General features: G+C 60.1%; 18 protein-coding genes. 7 read left to right on the top strand and 11 right to left on the bottom strand.

What is annotated here, in order from left to right:
• Window positions 1–65: 65 nt before the first annotated feature.
• Window positions 66–362, top strand: coding sequence for a DUF4236 domain-containing protein (locus K2Q04_RS03935; protein ID WP_291159518.1), 297 nt, complete (start codon window positions 66–68; stop codon window positions 360–362).
• A 92-nt stretch (window positions 363–454) separates the two neighbouring features.
• Here K2Q04_RS03935 and K2Q04_RS03940 read toward each other — a convergent pair whose 3' ends face one another.
• The 3 genes from K2Q04_RS03940 to K2Q04_RS03950 all read right to left on the bottom strand — a co-directional run bounded on the left by K2Q04_RS03940 (window position 455) and on the right by K2Q04_RS03950 (window position 4,417).
• Window positions 455–1,681 carry a patatin-like phospholipase family protein gene (locus K2Q04_RS03940; RefSeq protein WP_291159521.1) on the bottom strand — a complete coding sequence of 409 codons (1,227 nt, stop codon included), beginning with the start codon at window positions 1,679–1,681 and terminating at the stop codon, window positions 455–457.
• Between the two features lie 185 nt (window positions 1,682–1,866).
• Window positions 1,867–3,699, bottom strand: a complete 1,833-nt coding sequence (locus K2Q04_RS03945; RefSeq protein ID WP_291159524.1) for a cyclic nucleotide-binding and patatin-like phospholipase domain-containing protein — start codon at window positions 3,697–3,699, stop codon at window positions 1,867–1,869.
• Between the two features lie 127 nt (window positions 3,700–3,826).
• Complete coding sequence (locus tag K2Q04_RS03950; RefSeq protein ID WP_092864317.1) at window positions 3,827–4,417, bottom strand: superoxide dismutase; 591 nt, start codon at window positions 4,415–4,417, stop codon at window positions 3,827–3,829.
• Between the two features lie 800 nt (window positions 4,418–5,217).
• On the opposite strand from K2Q04_RS03950, the gene K2Q04_RS03955 reads away from it, so the two are divergent.
• The 3 genes from K2Q04_RS03955 (at window position 5,218) to groL (ending at window position 8,022) form a co-directional block, all read left to right on the top strand.
• Window positions 5,218–5,610, top strand: a complete 393-nt coding sequence (locus K2Q04_RS03955) for an H-NS histone family protein (RefSeq protein ID WP_291159529.1) — start codon at window positions 5,218–5,220, stop codon at window positions 5,608–5,610.
• A 405-nt stretch (window positions 5,611–6,015) separates the two neighbouring features.
• Window positions 6,016–6,330: a co-chaperone GroES gene (groES, locus tag K2Q04_RS03960; protein WP_045836945.1), complete on the top strand. Its 315-nt coding sequence runs from the start codon at window positions 6,016–6,018 to the stop codon at window positions 6,328–6,330.
• A gap of 45 nt (window positions 6,331–6,375) precedes the next feature.
• A complete protein-coding gene (gene groL, locus K2Q04_RS03965) occupies window positions 6,376–8,022 on the top strand; it encodes a chaperonin GroEL (RefSeq protein WP_291159532.1) in 1,647 nt (548 codons plus the stop codon).
• Between the two features lie 124 nt (window positions 8,023–8,146).
• On the opposite strand, the gene K2Q04_RS03970 is transcribed toward groL, so the two are convergent.
• Complete coding sequence (locus K2Q04_RS03970) at window positions 8,147–8,596, bottom strand: hypothetical protein (RefSeq protein ID WP_291159534.1); 450 nt, start codon at window positions 8,594–8,596, stop codon at window positions 8,147–8,149.
• A gap of 342 nt (window positions 8,597–8,938) precedes the next feature.
• Between K2Q04_RS03970 and K2Q04_RS03975 the strand changes: the two genes are divergently transcribed.
• The 3 genes from K2Q04_RS03975 to K2Q04_RS03985 all read left to right on the top strand — a co-directional run bounded on the left by K2Q04_RS03975 (window position 8,939) and on the right by K2Q04_RS03985 (window position 11,174).
• Complete coding sequence (locus K2Q04_RS03975) at window positions 8,939–9,754, top strand: hypothetical protein (protein ID WP_291159536.1); 816 nt, start codon at window positions 8,939–8,941, stop codon at window positions 9,752–9,754.
• Between the two features lie 249 nt (window positions 9,755–10,003).
• Window positions 10,004–10,759 (top strand): hypothetical protein, encoded by a 756-nt coding sequence (locus K2Q04_RS03980; RefSeq protein ID WP_291159538.1) that lies wholly within the window; start codon window positions 10,004–10,006, stop codon window positions 10,757–10,759.
• Between the two features lie 229 nt (window positions 10,760–10,988).
• Window positions 10,989–11,174 (top strand): hypothetical protein, encoded by a 186-nt coding sequence (locus K2Q04_RS03985; protein ID WP_291159539.1) that lies wholly within the window; start codon window positions 10,989–10,991, stop codon window positions 11,172–11,174.
• Here K2Q04_RS03985 and K2Q04_RS03990 read toward each other — a convergent pair.
• The 7 genes from K2Q04_RS03990 to K2Q04_RS04020 form a co-directional block, all read right to left on the bottom strand.
• Window positions 11,171–11,854, bottom strand: coding sequence for a class I SAM-dependent methyltransferase (locus K2Q04_RS03990; protein WP_291159542.1), 684 nt, complete (start codon window positions 11,852–11,854; stop codon window positions 11,171–11,173). The two genes, K2Q04_RS03985 and K2Q04_RS03990, sit on opposite strands and share 4 nt — an antisense overlap.
• Before the next feature lie 20 nt (window positions 11,855–11,874).
• Window positions 11,875–13,119: a DUF3419 family protein gene (locus tag K2Q04_RS03995; protein WP_291159545.1), complete on the bottom strand. Its 1,245-nt coding sequence runs from the start codon at window positions 13,117–13,119 to the stop codon at window positions 11,875–11,877.
• Window positions 13,120–13,197: 78 nt separating this feature from the next.
• Entirely contained in the window at window positions 13,198–14,010 is an 813-nt protein-coding gene (locus K2Q04_RS04000) for a UDP-2,3-diacylglucosamine diphosphatase (RefSeq protein ID WP_291159767.1), read from the bottom strand.
• A 282-nt stretch (window positions 14,011–14,292) separates the two neighbouring features.
• Window positions 14,293–14,526 (bottom strand): hypothetical protein, encoded by a 234-nt coding sequence (locus K2Q04_RS04005; protein ID WP_291159548.1) that lies wholly within the window; start codon window positions 14,524–14,526, stop codon window positions 14,293–14,295.
• A gap of 97 nt (window positions 14,527–14,623) precedes the next feature.
• Window positions 14,624–15,883 carry a CCA tRNA nucleotidyltransferase gene (locus tag K2Q04_RS04010; protein WP_291159551.1) on the bottom strand — a complete coding sequence of 420 codons (1,260 nt, stop codon included), beginning with the start codon at window positions 15,881–15,883 and terminating at the stop codon, window positions 14,624–14,626.
• Between the two features lie 3 nt (window positions 15,884–15,886).
• On the bottom strand, window positions 15,887–16,192 hold the full coding sequence (locus K2Q04_RS04015; protein ID WP_291159554.1) for a DUF6111 family protein: 306 nt from the start codon (window positions 16,190–16,192) through the stop codon (window positions 15,887–15,889).
• Window positions 16,189–16,854 carry a CoA pyrophosphatase gene (locus K2Q04_RS04020; RefSeq protein ID WP_291159557.1) on the bottom strand — a complete coding sequence of 222 codons (666 nt, stop codon included), beginning with the start codon at window positions 16,852–16,854 and terminating at the stop codon, window positions 16,189–16,191. The genes K2Q04_RS04015 and K2Q04_RS04020 overlap by 4 nt, the downstream gene beginning before the upstream one ends.
• Window positions 16,855–16,886 lie beyond the last annotated feature (32 nt).

Consider the following 16,886-nt stretch of genomic DNA (forward strand, 5'->3'; position numbering starts at 1 on the left):
AGCGGTTAAAACCATTAGCTTTTCGGAGAGAATCGCGCGGCAATTGCCGCCGCTAGGAGAACGAGATGGGTTACTTCCGCTTTCGTAAGACAATCAGCATTCTGCCCGGCGTTCGGATCAATCTCAGCAAGACGGGCGTCAGCGGCAGCCTTGGAGGCAATGGCGCGACGCTCAACGTCGGCAAGAAGGGTGAGCAGGTTACGCTCGGCATTCCGGGTACGGGGCTCAGCTATCGCACGCCGCTGAGTACGACCCTGATCATTTTGTTGGTCGTGGTCGCGATCGCCATCGGCGTCGCTTACATAGTTTCGCCGACCACAGTGACGGCTCTGTTGCACTGGTGGCAACCGCGCTGGTTCTGATCGAGCACTTAGCTCGTGAACTTCATTATCGGGCGCCGGGATCACTTCCGGCGCCATTATTTTTGATAGTGGGCGGTTGTGGCGCTCGTCCTTCAACCGTTGCGAGCTGGGGCGACGGAGGATGACAATTCGTTCACGGGCGGCGCGACAGGCGCGACCGGAGCTTGTCCCGGCGGCGACTTGAGCCAGATGTTCCTGCGCCCTTCGGCGACACCTTCCGCATAAAGGGCAGCCTGGTAATGCGGATCATAGATTTCTTTCGTCTGTAAATCGAACGACGGCGGCACCGCCATGAAATTGAAATCGGCCCCGCCATCGTGCGCGACCCGATAGATCTTATAAAGCTCGCCTTGGTTCTGGCTTTTGATCAGGGTGGAAATCGATCGTGCCGCAATTTGCAACGTGGTCGGCTTCACGACTTCCTGCACGGGTGTCGCCTTGCCATTCTTGATGATGAAGTAACGGCGGATCGGCGGCGTTGAATAGAGCGAGTCGAATGCCGCGAGCGGCGCTTCGACGGGGCTGACAAAAACCTCACGCGTCGTTCCGCCGTCGACGTGCAGTTCGTCGTAGCTCTTGCCGCCTGCTTCAACTTCGATTTTGACAGGCGGGAATGCGGCCGGAATTGCGGAGGACGCGAGAATGACCCTGCGGAAAAGCTCCGTGGCCTCAGGGCTTCGGTTGAGAGCGATCTCTCCCATGTTCCAGACGACGGGGCGCTGGGCGTCGAGATTGGTTGTCAGCACCAAGAGAACGCGGCCGCGCTTGTACTGGGCCGCAACCCGATCGAGAAATTGCCGGTCTATGTATTGAGCTATCAGATCCTGAAGCGGCGCGGTGCTCGCGAGCGCCGGCCCACCGAAGAGCCCGGACAAGATTTCCGGCGTGACGACCTGGTCCTGCTTGTACTGGGTCCAGATCACGCGCAGCTTTTCGTCTTCCGATGGTCCGAGGAAGGCGAACGGCGCGATGATGGCGCCGGCGCTGACGCCGGTTACGACCTGGAACTCCGGACGGTCGCCCCGTTTCGTCCAGCCTGCGAGGACGCCGGCGCCGAATGCACCGTCCGATCCGCCGCCCGAGAGCGCGAGCGTATCGATCATCTTTCGGCCGTTGCGCGTTTTGGCGGTCTGCCCGATCGGTGGCATGTGCGCGGTGCGGCGGCGGATTTCAACGAGGGGATTGCGTGGAACTTCGTCGGCCCAGAAGCGAACGCCGGGCATGCCGGGAATTTCGGCAGATTCAGCCAATTTGGCGCTGGTGATGCCGTTACGCTGGATCGTCGCCGCACAGCCCGAGACGGCGAGCGCTGCGATCAATATTAGCCCGACATGAAGCCTAGGCCCCACCACGCTCACAAACCCCCGAACTAATCCAACCCCGCATACCGCTTTTTGTTTACGGCACGCTCAAGGCTGCGGCAATGTCGGAGAAGGCTCAGGGCGATGATAAAATGGTGTTTTTCTGATGTTTTGAGTGTTCAAATATCATTCAGCGGGCGAATTCAGAATTTTCGCACCCAATCGGTGTGTCCGCGCCGATCGATTTCCGCGCGGGTGTGGTGGTACGCCGCATCCATGATCTCACTGTGCCGTCGCCAGTCGAGGGCGCCCATCTCGGCGGGTGTTGGCGGCACGACAAGCCAGTCGCCGGCGTCGAGATGGCGCTCGAAATGTCCGCGGTTGGCCATCAGGCTGCGCACCAGCACTGTTGCTGCGGAGGGCGCTGCCGGGAGGGCGTCGCTCGCAAAAGGATTGAGCGCGCGCCAGATGAGTTCACGCCGCCTCGGCAAAGTCGAATAGTCGACAGTGAATTTTTCGCCTTCACCGGCTTGAAAGCTGACGACGACGTTCGGTCCGCGCTTCAGGCTGTGCATTGTCTCGACCGGCACGTTCGAAATGACCGAGCCGTCGACCAGCATCCGTCCATCATCGGTATAGAAAGGCGGGAGGAGCCCGGGTATCGCGGCGCTGGCGCGGATGGCCCGCCATAAATGCCCGCTTACGTGCAACTCGGTTTCATAGTTCGAGAGATCGGCCGAGACGGCGAAGTACGGTTTCCAGAGGTCTTCGATGCGAACGGTGCCGTATTCCCGCTCGAGGTGGGCGTCGAAATGGGTGTGATCGAGCAGGCTGTATCTCGGCAGCGTATAGCGCGACATCGCGCGGCCTTCGATGAACATGCGATGGACGCGGGCGTCGATGGCGTCGGGATCAAGGTCCTGCGCGAAGGCTGCGGCCATCGCGGCGCCGCCCGATGTTCCGCCGAGGAGATCGAATGCGATCCCGGCTTCGCGAAAGGCGCGGTATACGCCGATGTGCGCGGAACAATAAGCGCCGCCTCCGCATGCGACGAAGCCTAGCGCTTCGCCAGCCAGAAACCGCCAGAGGCGCGCGATGTCGTCGGCATCGCCGAGGGCGACGTGGTGGTGCATCGCCGGTTCACGGTGCGTGAGCCAGTGCCGCGTACCTTGCGCGATGCCGCGGCGGGCATGCACGACCACGAGCCTGCGGGCTGACGGCGGATGGATCGACAACGCAAAGGCTTCGAGCGGACCAAGGGGCACCGGCGATCCGACTGGCTCATCCAGCGGAGAGGCGACGAGAAGAACCTCGTCGGCCTGGCGAATTGCTTTTTCGCTCCACGGCGTCAGTTCTCGGTCCGCAATGAATGCAATCGTGCCGTACTGGCTCTCGAGCGCGTTCAGGGCTTCAGTGAATTCGAGGTCGCTTGCAGATGCGCTGCTCACGATATCGGCGATCGTCGCGCTCGAAGTGATCAGCGTGCCTGATCTGGCCGTCGCTGCTTTGGCGAACGCCGACATGAAGGCTGGCGGGACGAACCCCGATGCGGCTCCGACGATTGCAATCGTGCGCGGTCTCGGCCGCGCTTGTTTTCCTTGGGCCGTGTTGATCAACGCTGAGCTGCGACGCGTCTCGGCGGCGAGCCGGTCGGCGAGGGTCGCTGTAATTCCAGCCCAGATGGCGGACGAATTTTCGGAGATCGCGTCGAAGTCGGCGCGCGTCAGGCGCACGACGATGCCATCGCGGATGGCGCTCACGGTGGCGGTTCTCGTGCCGCCCGCGAAGAACGCAATCTCGCCGATGGTCGAGCCGCGCGAGATCTCGGCGATCGTGCCGGAATGGCCGCCGACTTCGACGGCGAAGCGTCCGGAGACAACGACGTAAAGGGCGTCAGCCGCCTCGCCTTGCCGTACGACATCGTCGCCGCGGCGGACGTGTATCGGCTGCAAGCGATCTTCGAGACGGCGAAGCGCCTCCGCTGGAAGATCCTTGAACGTCGGGACGCTGGAGAGCGTGAACCGCTTGGACGACATCGGGGCGCCGCATGGCAGGCTTTTCGAGCCTTATACCATGGCGGCGCCCCGCTTATCGAAACGCTGCGTTGCGAAACGGCAAAAGAGATTAACCGGCCTATTTGGCCAGTCGGATCAGCCTGCCAAATTAGCCTGCGAGGGCCTCGACGTGCTCCCAGTTCACGAGATTGTCGAACCAGGCTTCGAGGTACTTCGGACGGGCGTTGCGGTAGTCGATGTAATAGCTGTGTTCCCAGACGTCGACGCCGAGGATGGGCTTTGAGCCGTACATCAGCGGGTTTTCGCCGTTCGGGGTTTTCACGACTTCGAGCTTGCCGTCCTTGATCGCGAGCCAAGCCCAGCCGGAGCCGAACTGGCCCTTGCCGGCTTCGATGAAGTCGGTGCGAACCTTGTCGAAGCCGCCGTAAGCGTCGACGAGCGTTTGAATCTTGCCAGGCAATTTCTTGCCGCCGCCGCCCTTCTTCATCCACTGCCAGAAATGCAGGTGGTTATAGTGCTGGCCGACGTTGTTGATGAGCCCGACGGCCTTATCGGCGTAGGCGTTCTTTACGATGTCTTCGAGCGACTGGCCCTCGTACTTGGAGCCAGCGAGGAGCTTGTTGCCATTCTCGACGTACGCCAGGTGATGCTTGTCGTGGTGGTATTCCAGCGTCTCGGCCGACATGAACGGTGCGAGGGCATCATAGGCGTAGGGAAGATCAGGGAGTTTCAGCGTCATAGGACGAGCACTCATTGCAGTTGGGGGTGGATCGAAAGTCGCGGGAAAGTAGCTTTTGGAATCCGCTTACACAAGACATGGGCTGAACCTTCCGGTCGTGCTGCGGTTCCAGCTAGGCGACGCTCGGCTACTAACGGCCATTTCCTAATAAGCAATGTTTTAATATGCACTGCCGGGTAACCGATGTCTGGTCACCGGCGAGGGAGATGCGCCGAGGCGGCTTTTTTGATTTGCGGGTCATTCATTCGATTTGGGGGGCGTCTTACGAGAAAGAAGCCGGGCGAATTTAGCGGCATCGCCTCCATTCTCCGCTCCAAAATGGCGGACAAGCGCGCGGGCGCCATCCTCGCGCTCCGGTCTGCACGCTGTCCATTGAAAGGACGGGTCAAATGGGCGGACTATTTCACCTAAAAGGAAAACCCTGAGTTTTTTACGCCAATTTGCAAAGACGGCGGCGGCTCTCAATTCCGGTAGGCCGGCCGGCTTATGCCGATTGTGGCGCGCGGAAAGGCGGGTAAAGGCATATCTGAGATTGCGGGGCCGCAGCTCCGGATCTATTTTTCAACCCGGACGTTTACTCGGCATTTGGTTGGCCAAATACTTTTGTCCGATACGACAGTCACCGCTTTCATTTGTTTATATCAAGCGCGGCGCAACGGAGATATATATTTGGCGCCCTTAGGCAGCCGTCACCTATTAGCCCTCGCGTCAATAAGTGTTTGCCGAAAATTCACGACTATTGATGAGTGTGCGTTGACAAGGTGACACATCGCAGAGATTTCTGCTGCGATCGCTTCCCAATGTGGCTACACCCGGCACAGGATTTAGTAGAGGTCTCGTTTGTCATGCGAAAGGTACAGAAGATGGCGGCGTTCAATGTCGACAAGCTCTCACTCAAAGAACTTGTCGATCTTGAATCTAAAGTGCAAAAGGCCATCGCCGTTGCACGGGATCGCGAACGCTCCGAATTGAAAAGAAAAGTGGCCGATATGGCCGAAACGCATGGATTTTCGGTTGCGGAATTGTTTGGCGGCGTCCGGGGCCGCGGAGCCGGAAAGAATAAGTCCGTCGGGGTGGCAAAGTATGCAAATCCCGAAAACAAATTCGACACCTGGACTGGCCGCGGCCGCAAGCCGAACTGGTTAGTGGAGCGTCTGAGAAAGGGCGCAAAACTCGCCGATTTTTCGATTTAATCAATCTGACTATTAGTCGGGTAAATCGCAGAAATACTGGCAATAGGCGGGGATATCCGGGGCGGATATCCTCGCCTAATCTGTATGCATTTTAAATTTATCATTCCTTGGGCCGCGCGATTATGTTGCCTGCCGCCCATTTCATTAATCGCTGCGGGATAACCCAGTTAATGTGCGTGCAACTCAAGTAACGCTCTGGGCGAGAACCAACGCGTGTCTCGCCGAATTCGCCAATTTGTTAGCACTCAACGGTTGACAGTGCTAGCAGGGCGCAGCATATAGCTCCCGTGCTTGAGCTTTGTAAGGATCTGTCGCGCTTCGGCCGGACAAACCGCTCCCGCCGGACCATCCGGTCCTCCAAGTTCTGAGCCTTGGAATTGTTCATCAAATCATGAGGTTATTCCCATGACGTTCCGTCCGCTCCACGATCGTGTTGTCGTGAAACGTATCGAGGAAGAGTCGAAGACTGCCGGCGGGATCATCATCCCCGATACTGCCAAGGAAAAGCCCCAGCAGGGCGAAGTTGTCGCCGTTGGCCCGGGTGCCCGCGACGAAGCCGGCAAGGTCAACCCCCTCGACGTCAAGGTCGGCGACCGTGTTCTGTTCGGCAAGTGGTCGGGCAGCGAAGTCAAGATCGACGGCGAAGACCTGCTGATCATGAAAGAGAGCGACATTCTCGGCGTTCTCTCGGCCCCCGCTAAGTCGAAGGCCGCTGCTTAATTACCTGTCCCCCCAGATTCTATCAAAGCTCAGGAGTTGCTCGACATGGCAGCTAAAGACGTCAAGTTTTCCCAGGACGCTCGCGAGCGTATGCTTCGCGGCGTCGACATCCTTGCCAACGCCGTCAAGGTAACGCTCGGTCCCAAGGGCCGTAACGTCGTTATCGAGAAGTCGTTCGGCGCACCCCGCATCACCAAGGACGGTGTGACGGTCGCGAAGGAGATCGAGCTCGAAGACAAGTTCGAGAACATGGGCGCCCAGATGCTCAAGGAAGTCGCGTCCAAGACGGCGGATCTCGCCGGCGACGGCACGACGACTGCAACGGTTCTCGCTCAGGCGATCGTTCGCGAAGGTGCAAAGTCGGTTGCGGCCGGCGCCAACCCGATGGATCTGAAGCGCGGCGTCGACCTCGCTGTTCAGGCCATCGTTGAAGACCTCAAGACGAACTCGAAGAAGGTCACGAAGGACCAGATCGCTCAGGTCGGCACGATCTCTGCGAACGGCGACGAAGTCGTCGGCAAGAAGATCGCGGAAGCGATGGACAAGGTCGGCTCGGAAGGCGTGATCACGGTCGAGGAATCCAAGACCCTCGATTTCGAACTCGATGTCGTCGAAGGCATGCAGTTCGATCGCGGCTATCTCTCGCCGTACTTCATCACCAACGCCGACAAGATGATCGCCGAGCTCGAGAATCCCTACATTCTCATCCACGAGAAGAAGCTTTCGGGTCTGCAGGCGATGCTTCCGGTTCTCGAAGCCGTCGTCCAGTCGGGCAAGCCGCTCCTGATCATCGCTGAAGACGTCGAAGGCGAAGCACTCGCAACGCTCGTCGTCAACAAGCTGCGCGGTGGCCTCAAGGTTGCTGCCGTCAAGGCTCCGGGCTTCGGCGATCGCCGCAAGGCCATGCTCGAGGACATCGCTGTCCTGACGGGCGGCACGGTTATCTCGGAAGATCTCGGCATCAAGCTTGAGACCGTGACGCTGCAGCAGCTCGGCCGCGCCAAGAAGGTGACGATCGACAAGGAAAACACCACGATCGTCGATGGTTCGGGCAAGAAGGCCGACATCGAAGCTCGCGTGAAGCAGATCAAGGCGCAGATCGAGGAAACGTCCTCGGATTACGACCGTGAGAAGCTTCAGGAGCGTCTCGCCAAGCTTGCTGGCGGCGTTGCCGTCATCAAGGTCGGCGGTGCGACCGAAGTCGAAGTCAAGGAACGCAAGGACCGCGTCGACGACGCGCTGCACGCAACGCGCGCAGCCGTTGAAGAAGGCATCGTCCCCGGCGGCGGCGTCGCTCTGCTCCGTGCAGGCAAGGCGCTCGACTCGCTGAAGCCCGAGAACGACGACCAGAAGGTCGGCATCAACATCGTTCGCAAGGCATTGCAGGCTCCGGCTCGTCAGATCGCAGCCAACGCTGGTGAAGATGGCTCGGTCATCGTCGGCAAGATCCTCGAGAACTCGACGTACGCTTACGGCTACAATGCGCAGTCGCACGAGTACGGCGATCTCTTCAAGCAGGGTGTCATCGACCCGACTAAGGTCGTGCGTTGCGCGCTGCAGGACGCTGCTTCGGTCTCCGGTCTGTTGATCACGACGGAAGCCATGATTGCAGACGTTCCGAAGAAGGACGCTGGCCACTCGCACGGCGCTCCCGGCGGCGGCATGGGCGGCATGGGCGGCATGGACTTCTAAGGAAGTTTTTTGCCCCTCGCGCTTCGCGACTCTCCTTCGTCGAGCCGGCCGCAAAGCGCAGTCAGAAATCAGAAAGCCCCGCATCGCTGCGGGGCTTTCTTTTTTGTTGGACGCCGTGCGTCAGTTATTCAACCAAGAGCCGGTTCTGGAGAGGATCGCCTTCCGGCCAGAGCGCGACATCCTTTTTCGTGTCTAGCGATTTGTCGCCGTCGACATCCTTATAAAGCGTCGCCCACAACGCCGAGCCCGGCGCGACGCCAGCGCCGACCGTGACGCTCACGTTATTATGGCTGCCCTTGTCCAGCGCTGTGAAGCCAAGGACTTTGTCCGAGCGTTTGCCGTCTTCCTCGGCAAAGACCGCGACATAACCATTATGAGGCAGATAGACGTAGCTGATGGCGATCGAGTCGCCCTTGGGTTTTTGATCGAAGGCGATGATGGATGCGGGAACCTCTGCAGTGGCATCCTGGCTCGCCGGCTGATCGGTCATCGCAAGCGCTGGGTTGGCCGCGAAAGCGAAGAAAGCGGCGGCCGCGGCCGACAGGATGAATTTGGGATCAGCTGCATAAGTCATGGACGTCTCCAAGTTTAGAGTGTTGGCTTAAGAGGCGCTTTTGATTGCGCATTTTCCATTTGGGACGTCGTTCGCGAAATTAAACCGTTGGTTCGCTTCACGGCTGTTCACGTTCCCATCAGCGAAGATGTGATTGCTGCAGTGCAATTCGTGAACACTTAAATCGCGCTTCGTGAAAACCTGACATGAGTTCGAGACCTCGAACGCAGGTATGAAGCGAGCGAGCTTCCTGTTTTGCTCCAACATATTCCCGCGGAAATATGCAAACGCGGCTTGTTATTCGTCCCGGCCGCAGGCCTTAATCTGAATCATCTGTGAGCAGACCAATCGCGAGATTTCTCGATGCTCTTTTCCTTCTGGTCGGGTGAAGTGAGCTGGATGGAACGCCTCTGCGTCGCCTCCGCGAAAAACATCGGAGAAGAGATAACGGTTTTCACTTACGGGGATCGTGAGAAGCTCTCCGCCCAACTCGGGTGCCCGGTTCGCGATGCCGCCTCGATCCTCAGCCGAGCCGACAGGGACGAGGTTCTTCAGTTCGGCGTCGCCCACTTTTCTGATTTCTTCCGGCTTGAGGCCATCGCGCGAGGATGCGGGACGTGGACCGATCTCGACGTCATCTTCATCAAGCTGCTTCCAAAATCCGAATATGTTTTCGGCGAGCAAAATGATGAACGGATCGGAAATTCGGTTCTTCGGCTGCCGCCGGACAGCGAGCTTCTCAATCGCTACCTTGCGTTTTGCCGGAAGCGGCCGATGCATCGTTTGGTGATGCCGTGGATGCCGTGGACGACGAAGTGCAGCCGGATCATGAAGGGACTTGCGGCTTCGGCGATGGGGGTTCGTCTGCCTGCGCCGAAATACGGACCGGCGGCGCTGACGTATTTCGCGGAGCGTTGCGGCGTCGGCCACCTCGCGCTTCCGGCGAAGGTTTTTTATCCGATCCCGATCAGGGGTCCGGCCATTACCCGCGTCTTCGAGCCGGGCTTCATCGAGTCGCTCATCGCGCCCGAAACGGTCGCCGTCCACCTTTGGCGATCGACGTTCGTCCATTTCAACGGGCTTGACGTGCCGAAGTCAGGATGGCTCGCCGGGCAGGTCGCGCAGTTGCTGGCGCCGCGTGTTTCTGAGGCAGCTGCCGAGCGGCGATATTCGGTTTGAGGTTGGCTTCAGGCTTCGTGCCGTCGCCGGAGCTGGCTCCGCTGTGCGCGAGCGAGCGCAATCAGACCTGATCACTTTTGCAATTTATAGCTGTTGACAGACTGTCGCAGCGGTTCGCGCTGAACAGAATTCCTGTACATTTATTCTTGCGCATTACTGCACAAGCTGAAGACGAGCGTCCGCATGAACAGTCATGCGCAGGCGAAGGGGATGCTTATTCTCAAAACTCCAAGACAAAGGGAAGAATAGATGTCGGCCGATATCCTGTCCAAGCTCAAGACCTTACACGACGATGTTCGAGCGCGCATTGAGGCGTCGTCGGACTTCAGAGCCATGAAAGCCGTCGAACGAGCGATCGGCGAGCTTTCGGAAGTTCTTACCGCATCAACTACTTCGGAGACTGAAGCTGCTGCCGCTGAGCCGGCCGCGGAAGTGGCTCCGGAGGCGTCCGCTGAAGTGGCCGTAGAGGCCGCTCCAGAGGCTGTCGAGGCCGCTCCGGCACCGGAAGCCGCGGCGGCGGAGGAAGCGGCACCAGAGGCTGCTGCTGAGGCTCCTTCCGAGGCGGCTCCCGAGGCTGCGCCGGAAGCGGCGGCTGAAGCACCGGCCGAGGCTGCTGCTGAAGAAGCTCCGGCTGCTGAGGCCGCGGCGGAGGCTCCCGCGGAAGTTGCGGAGGCTCCGGCCGAAGCGGCTGCAGAAGAGGTCGCCGCAGAGGCCGCCTCGGAGCCTGAGGCTGTCGCTGAAGCAGCTCCGGCTGCCGAAGCTGCGAGCGCGGAAGAGGCGGCTCCTGCGGAAGAAGCGCCGGCTGCGGAAGCTCTGGCAGCGGAAGCCGCGGAGCCTGCGGTTGAGGCTGCGGCTGCGGAGGTCGCGGAAGCTGCTCCTGCCGAAGCGGCCGAAGCGCCTGCTGCTGCGGTTGAAATCCCAGCCGAAGACAAGGCGCTGGTCGCGGCGATCGTCGCGAACGGTGCAGCAACGCCAGCTGAAGGAGCCAAGACAAGCGCAGGCTAAAGGATCTTTCGGGGTCACTCCCTTGAAGGAAGCCCCGGCCGCGAGAGCCGGGGCTTTTGCGCGGGGGACAGGTCAGAAGCGAGACGTCTGGCGCGTGATGTTAGACGCGAGGTTGGGTTGGGGAACTACGCGGGCTTTTGCGAGTCCGAATTTTGAGAGCAGAGAACGGAGTGCAGTCGCGATCAAAGACTAACCGGGAAAGACGCCGGTGAGATTGGGAGGATCAGCCATGATGAATGCGGTTGAAGTCCATGATCATGCCCGCAAGCTCTACGTAGCGCAGGGCGGCAAGGCGCTTGCGGACGCCACGGAAAAGGCGCGCCGTTATGCCCTCAGCGGCGATAAGGGTCTCGCGGAGGATTGGCGTCGCATTCAAGCGGCGCTCAAGGAATTGATCGGACCGAGCGTCAGCTAGCTCTCAGCGGTTTGCGGTTTGCGAGAGCAGACGCCGATGCGGGCGATTGCGGAATAGTCCAAGCGGCCGTGGCTGAATGATGCCGTTCTGCCGTGTCGCTTCGCCGTTTCGTGGATTGTGCTTTCGAGATCGAGCCGCGGCGTGACGCTAAAGCGGGCGAGCCACGCGCGCATCGCACGGCGCGGAAGCGGACGCATTGATGCCATCGTACCGAAGTCGACGATGTGCAACTCTCCACGCGGCGCGAGCTGCGTGACGGCGCGGTCGATTACCGCCTCCCAAGGCGGGATCATCGACAACGCGTAAGAAATGAAAATGCGATCGAACTTTCTAATGCCGAAGAGTTCGGCCGGCGAAAATGTCGTCGCATCGGCTTGCGCGACCGTTATCGCGTCGCCAACGTGGCTTCGATCTATGGCGGCGCGCGCGGTCTTCAGCATCTCTTCGGAAACGTCGAGTCCGTAGAATTGGGTGGCGGGATAAATGTGCGCGGCGCGAAGCAGGTTGCGCGCCGTTCCGCAGCCGATCTCGAGCACGGATCCGGGTACCGGCGGATCGAGCTCATTGATCAATTGATCACGGCCGAGAAGATAATAGCGGCGCGTCAGGTCGTAGATGTAGCGCTGGTGGCGGTACATGCCATCCATGGCGCTTGCGGCGGTCGTATCCGTGGCAGCCATCGTTGCGGTCATCGCCCCGGTTAGGCGTTTTTGACGTAGAGGTGGAAGCCGCCGTAGATCGCCGAGCGGTCCTTGCTGTGGACCTCCGCCGATTTCGCGGCATCGTAGGTCCACCGGTCGAGGGTCGCGTCCGACACGCGGCCGGGCAGAATGCTTTCCTCACCCGCGGTCCGGAAGATGACGCGTGCGCCGGGGCGGGCCGTGCGCGTGATCTCTTGCCAAAGGGCGTTGAGCGCGCCGTCGTCCATCCAGTCCTGCGCGTCGAGCAGCACATAACGATCGAGGCTTTCCGCCGGTTCGTTCGACAGGAAGCGGATCATGTTGTCGTGGATGACGTTGACCCGATTGGCGCGCGCTTTGACGGCCATGAAATTCGATTTATCGAGATAGGGCGGGCAAGGGCCTTCGCCCTGCGCCGGGTAGCGGCGGCCAAACGCCTGCCAGGCGAAATAGTTGTCTTTCAGATCAAAGCCGGTCGCGAGACGCTCGGAGCGCTCTCTCAGAACATCGGACATCCGCCGCGAACCGCCGTTGCACAACGCATCGTATTGCACCGGCGGGATGCCCAAGCCGAAGAGCGAGGCGCGGTTCGACGTGATCCAGCGCAGTACTGGGTGTTCGAAGGCCGGCGCGATTTCGCGGGCGAAGATTTCGCGCTGCTCTTCGATGCTGCGCGCTTCGAGCATACGCTTCGGGTTGGCGCCGAACACGCGCGCCGCGAGGTGTCCGGAGGCGATGAAGCGTCCGAGCAAGCCATAATGATAGAAGTTGCGCGCGAACCGCGAGACGCGGCGGCGGCCGCTCAGATCGCGGCCTTCCCAATAGCCTCGCGTATCCGCGTCGAGGTGCTGGGCGATCAGGTCGTTATAGAGGTGGATATTGCGGCGGTCGTTGGCGGCGCCGAAGAAGCGATAGAACGTCGAGTGGTTCGGCAGATGCTGCGCGGCCGCCACTTTCAGCTTCAGCAACGCGATGTGCGTTTGATTGAGATCGATCGCGTAAATGCGCGCCGGATTGGCCGTCAGGTAACTCATGACGTTGCAGCCGCCGGAGGCGATCGTGACTAAACGGCTTTGCGACGTAAGCTCGAGGGCCTCCATGTCGGCGCGCGGGTCTTCCCAAATCTGCGGATAGACCATCGAGCGGAACGCGAACGTGAAAGTGCGTTCGAGAATGCCAGCAAGGCTCAGAGCGCTGTTCTGATGAACTGCTTCGCTCAGGAGATCGGTGCTCGTCGGTTCGAAAACTTTGGCGGTGACGTTCAAATGAGATCTCCGTAATTATTATTTGTTTCGGACGACACGCGTTCCGCGCGCCGGCCGTCCGAAACGGGCCGTCCGAAACTAGGCCGCTTCGATGAGCCAACGGCCCGAGGGCGCTTGCTTGCCGCGCGCGGCCAGATGTTCTTTCCAGCGAATGATTTCGAATTGTCCGTCGAAGCGCTCCGCGATCGCCGTGCAGCTTTCAACCCAATCGCCGCAGTTCAGATAGTGGATGCCGTCGATCATGCGTTCGTTGGCGTGGTGGATGTGGCCGCAGATGAGGCCATGCGTGTCGCGGCGGCGGGCTTCTCCTGCGAGCGCTTCTTCGAATTCGCCGATGTAATTGACGGCGCTTTTGACTTTGTGCTTCAGGAACGCGGAGAGCGACCAGTGTCCGAGGCCAAGCTGACGGCGCATGAAGTTCAGCGGGACGTTGAGCGCGAGTGCGGCGTCGTACGAACGGTCGCCGAGGAAGGCGAGCCAGCGGGCGTAGCGCACGACGACGTCGAATTCATCGCCGTGCAAAACGAGGTAGCGTTTGCCGTTGGCGCCTTCGTGCACAGCATCGCGGCGCAGCTCGACGCCGCCGAAATTCATTCCCGCGTAATCGCGCAATCCGTCGTCGTGATTACCTGGGATGAAGACGACGCGCGTGCCCTTGCGGGCTTTGCGGAGCAATTTTTGCAGGACGTCATTGTGGCTTTGCGGCCAATGGGGGCCGCGGCGAACTTTCCAGAAATCGACGATGTCGCCAACCAGATAGAGATCCTGGCATTCGACGTTTTTGAGGAAGTCGATAAGGGCTGTCGCTTGCGAATTACGCATCCCGAGATGGATGTCGGAAATGAAGACGGCCCGATAATTCAATTCCGGGTTCGGTGCGCTCAATGTCAGCCCCCCAGTCAGTACGCTTTCCACAAAAGCAGCTAAGCTTTCATGCGAAACGTAGGACGGGATTCATGTAACAGGCGTATGACGAAGGCCTGCGGCTGTGAGGTCAGCGAGCGGCAAAAGCCCGGCGCGCGGGCATTTACCAATAAATTTCGGATGGAAAAGAGACGTGGACTGAGGCTTTGCCGAGTCTCAGCGGCGACGCCTTACGCTCAGCCGCCCGGAAGTTTTTGTTGACGTCAGGCTACCACCCGTCCTGGAGCGGGCCGCCTGACGGCTTCGAACTCAAAGCTCCGTACGCTGGGCGATGTGCTCCCAGGCGAACAGCAGAACGGTATCGACGGCACCGACGATAAGAAATGCCAGGGCGATCGGATATGTCGATGCTTCAGGCAATCCCAGATCAACACCGCGTGTCGATACGGCGAGTGCCGCGATAAGGCTGAGAAGAGCTAGAACGGCGAAGACAACTTGGACGAACTTGCGCGAACGCTCGCGCTCCCGACCTATAGTGTCCATCAGGTCATTACCTCAACGCAATACTAAGAGCCGACCCCGCAATGGCGGAGAACCTATCCGGAGCAAAAGCCCAGGTGAAGTGAAATATTTTGCTTTGCTAAGCGAGTGCCCTTGCCGCCAAGTCTTTAAGCACTCTGCGTTGTTGTTCGGCATCAGACGGGAAATCGTTCTCGATCCACCAGCGTTCGAAAGCGTCGAGAACGCGGCCGACGGCAACCCCTTGGGCAACGCCGAGCGCCATGACATCGCTGCCGGAAAAGGGCATTTTGGAAGCGTTCCAACGATCAGGCAGCAACGCTCGAGCGCGCCAGTTTTGGGAGTTGGGTGAAGCGCTGGACCGGGCCCACGCGAGGCGTACTGCACGGCGGAAATTTTCCGGCCCGAGCCTGTAGAGGGCCGCGCGGCCCGTGGCTTCCGGCGTTTGCGGATCGATCCCCGGGGCGTTCTCGAGGGCTGCTGCAATGCGATGGGCGTCGGCATTCGAGAGCCTGAGCTGGTTGGCGAGAAAGACGTCGTCGCCCGGATGAATTACGGCGAGGGCCGCCAGACGCGTTATCGGATCGGGTGGTTCGCCGAGGGCCGCTTCGATGGCGGCGAGCCGGGCGAAACGATCCGGCTCGATCTCAGTCCGGACTGCCAGTTGCAGAATGCCGGTGTCGTACATGAGGCCAAGAACATTCGGCGCGCCGGGCGCTACGAGGAGTTTCAGCATCTCGGCGCTCACACGCTCGGCGGAGAGAAGGATCAGGCCATCCTTCAATGCTTCCGCAGCGGCGAGGCCGGTCGGATCGATCTGGCCGTTCCCGTATTGGGCGCTGAAGCGAAAGAAGCGGAGAATGCGAAGGTAGTCTTCACGTATGCGCGCTTCCGCATCGCCGATGAAGCGGACGCGGCGTTTGCGGATGTCGGCGATGCCGCCGCCGACCGGATCGTAGATGTTTCCATCGAGATCGCAGTAGAGGGCGTTGATTGTAAAGTCGCGGCGGGAGGCGTCTTCCGTCCAATCATTCGTGAATGCAACAACGGCGTGACGGCCATCGGTTTCGACATCCCGGCGAAGGGTCGTGACTTCGTACGACTGTCCGTCGCTGACGACGGTTATGGTGCCGTGGTCGATGCCGGTTGGGTAGGCGCCAAGCCCGGCATCACGCGCCAGACGCATGGTATCTTCGGGGGGCGCCGTCGTCGCGATATCGACTTCGTGGACGGGCCGGCCAAGCAGCGCATTGCGCACGGCGCCACCGACGACGCGGGCTTCGGCACCGCCTACGCCAAGTGCGGCGAAGACCTTCGCTAACGCAGTCGAATTCAACCACGGGGCGCTCAAGCGCGGCCATTTCAACGGAGTGCCAGCCATGGCTCAGGGCTTTGCATCCGGCTGCTCGGCCGGTTCGGGGACATGGATGCTATGGCCGGGCTCCAGCTTGCCACCTTCGATCGAGGCCGGCACGTAAACGTCGCGCGGGCTGTTGTGAGACCGCGACGAGAACGCGACGAGCGTTCCGAGCATCAGCACTGCGCCGGCGACGAAAAGCCGAAGCAGCGGCGCCCGGCTTACAATCGTCGGCAGCCCCGCCCATTCGTCTTCCTTGAACGCGACCCACATGATGTAAACGAGCGTCGGCAACAGGAAGAAAAAAATGTTTTCGATGACGATCCGAGTCATATGCTGAAAAGTCTCCGATAGAGCGTGCGAATTATTCCAGCAGTTGCACCCCAAATATAGTGTTCTTCGTAGGGCATTGCATAGAAACGGCGTTCGACGCCGCCGAAGACCCGACTGTGTATCTGATGATTGGCTTCGTTCATCAGAAAAGCGAATGGAACCTCAAAGACGGAGGCAACTTCCTTTGGATCCGGCGTTAGCGTGAAGCCCGGGCGCACGAGGGCGACCGACGGCGTGATGATGTAGCCTGTGCCCGTGCGGTAAGGCGGCAGGAAGCCGACGGGCTCTATGAAGGCATGATCCAAGGCGATCTCTTCCCGTGTTTCCCGCAGTGCAGCAGCCAACGGGCCAGCGTCGAAAGTTTCCACCTTTCCGCCCGGAAAGGCGATTTGACCGGCGTGAGACGGCAAATGATCCGTTCTCGCGGTCAGGAGGACTGAAAGAGGCTGGTGCGCGATGATGGGCACCAACACGGCGGCTTGGCGAAGGCCTGCTGCATTGCGGGTGCTTCCCGGATTGAGATCATCGTCGCTTGGAGATTGCGGTTCGTCGAGAAGCGGCGGCGTCGCGAGCAGGCGAGATCGCGCCAATTCCTCGAATGTCGCCGCGTCGATGCCGGGAGTGTTCATATCGGTCATAATGGGGGCGGAAAGTCGGTTCATTGCTCAACTCTAGTCGAAGTTGAATGAAGACA

This window comes from Hyphomicrobium sp. (assembly GCF_019753045.1).
In the GTDB taxonomy this organism is placed as follows: domain Bacteria; phylum Pseudomonadota; class Alphaproteobacteria; order Rhizobiales; family Hyphomicrobiaceae; genus Hyphomicrobium_B.

Coding starts and splice junctions, on each gene's coding strand:
- K2Q04_RS03935 (WP_291159518.1), top strand. CDS start 66: ATGGGTTACTTCCGCTTTCGTAAGACAATCAGCATTCTGCCCGGCGTT.
- K2Q04_RS03945 (WP_291159524.1), bottom strand. CDS start 3,699: ATGTCGTCCAAGCGGTTCACGCTCTCCAGCGTCCCGACGTTCAAGGAT.
- K2Q04_RS03950 (WP_092864317.1), bottom strand. CDS start 4,417: ATGACGCTGAAACTCCCTGATCTTCCCTACGCCTATGATGCCCTCGCA.
- K2Q04_RS03955 (WP_291159529.1), top strand. CDS start 5,218: ATGTGGCTACACCCGGCACAGGATTTAGTAGAGGTCTCGTTTGTCATG.
- groES (WP_045836945.1), top strand. CDS start 6,016: ATGACGTTCCGTCCGCTCCACGATCGTGTTGTCGTGAAACGTATCGAG.
- groL (WP_291159532.1), top strand. CDS start 6,376: ATGGCAGCTAAAGACGTCAAGTTTTCCCAGGACGCTCGCGAGCGTATG.
- K2Q04_RS03970 (WP_291159534.1), bottom strand. CDS start 8,596: ATGACTTATGCAGCTGATCCCAAATTCATCCTGTCGGCCGCGGCCGCC.
- K2Q04_RS03975 (WP_291159536.1), top strand. CDS start 8,939: ATGCTCTTTTCCTTCTGGTCGGGTGAAGTGAGCTGGATGGAACGCCTC.
- K2Q04_RS03980 (WP_291159538.1), top strand. CDS start 10,004: ATGTCGGCCGATATCCTGTCCAAGCTCAAGACCTTACACGACGATGTT.
- K2Q04_RS03985 (WP_291159539.1), top strand. CDS start 10,989: ATGATGAATGCGGTTGAAGTCCATGATCATGCCCGCAAGCTCTACGTA.
- K2Q04_RS03990 (WP_291159542.1), bottom strand. CDS start 11,854: ATGGCTGCCACGGATACGACCGCCGCAAGCGCCATGGATGGCATGTAC.
- K2Q04_RS04005 (WP_291159548.1), bottom strand. CDS start 14,526: ATGGACACTATAGGTCGGGAGCGCGAGCGTTCGCGCAAGTTCGTCCAA.
- K2Q04_RS04010 (WP_291159551.1), bottom strand. CDS start 15,883: ATGGCTGGCACTCCGTTGAAATGGCCGCGCTTGAGCGCCCCGTGGTTG.
- K2Q04_RS04015 (WP_291159554.1), bottom strand. CDS start 16,192: ATGACTCGGATCGTCATCGAAAACATTTTTTTCTTCCTGTTGCCGACG.
- K2Q04_RS04020 (WP_291159557.1), bottom strand. CDS start 16,854: ATGAACCGACTTTCCGCCCCCATTATGACCGATATGAACACTCCCGGC.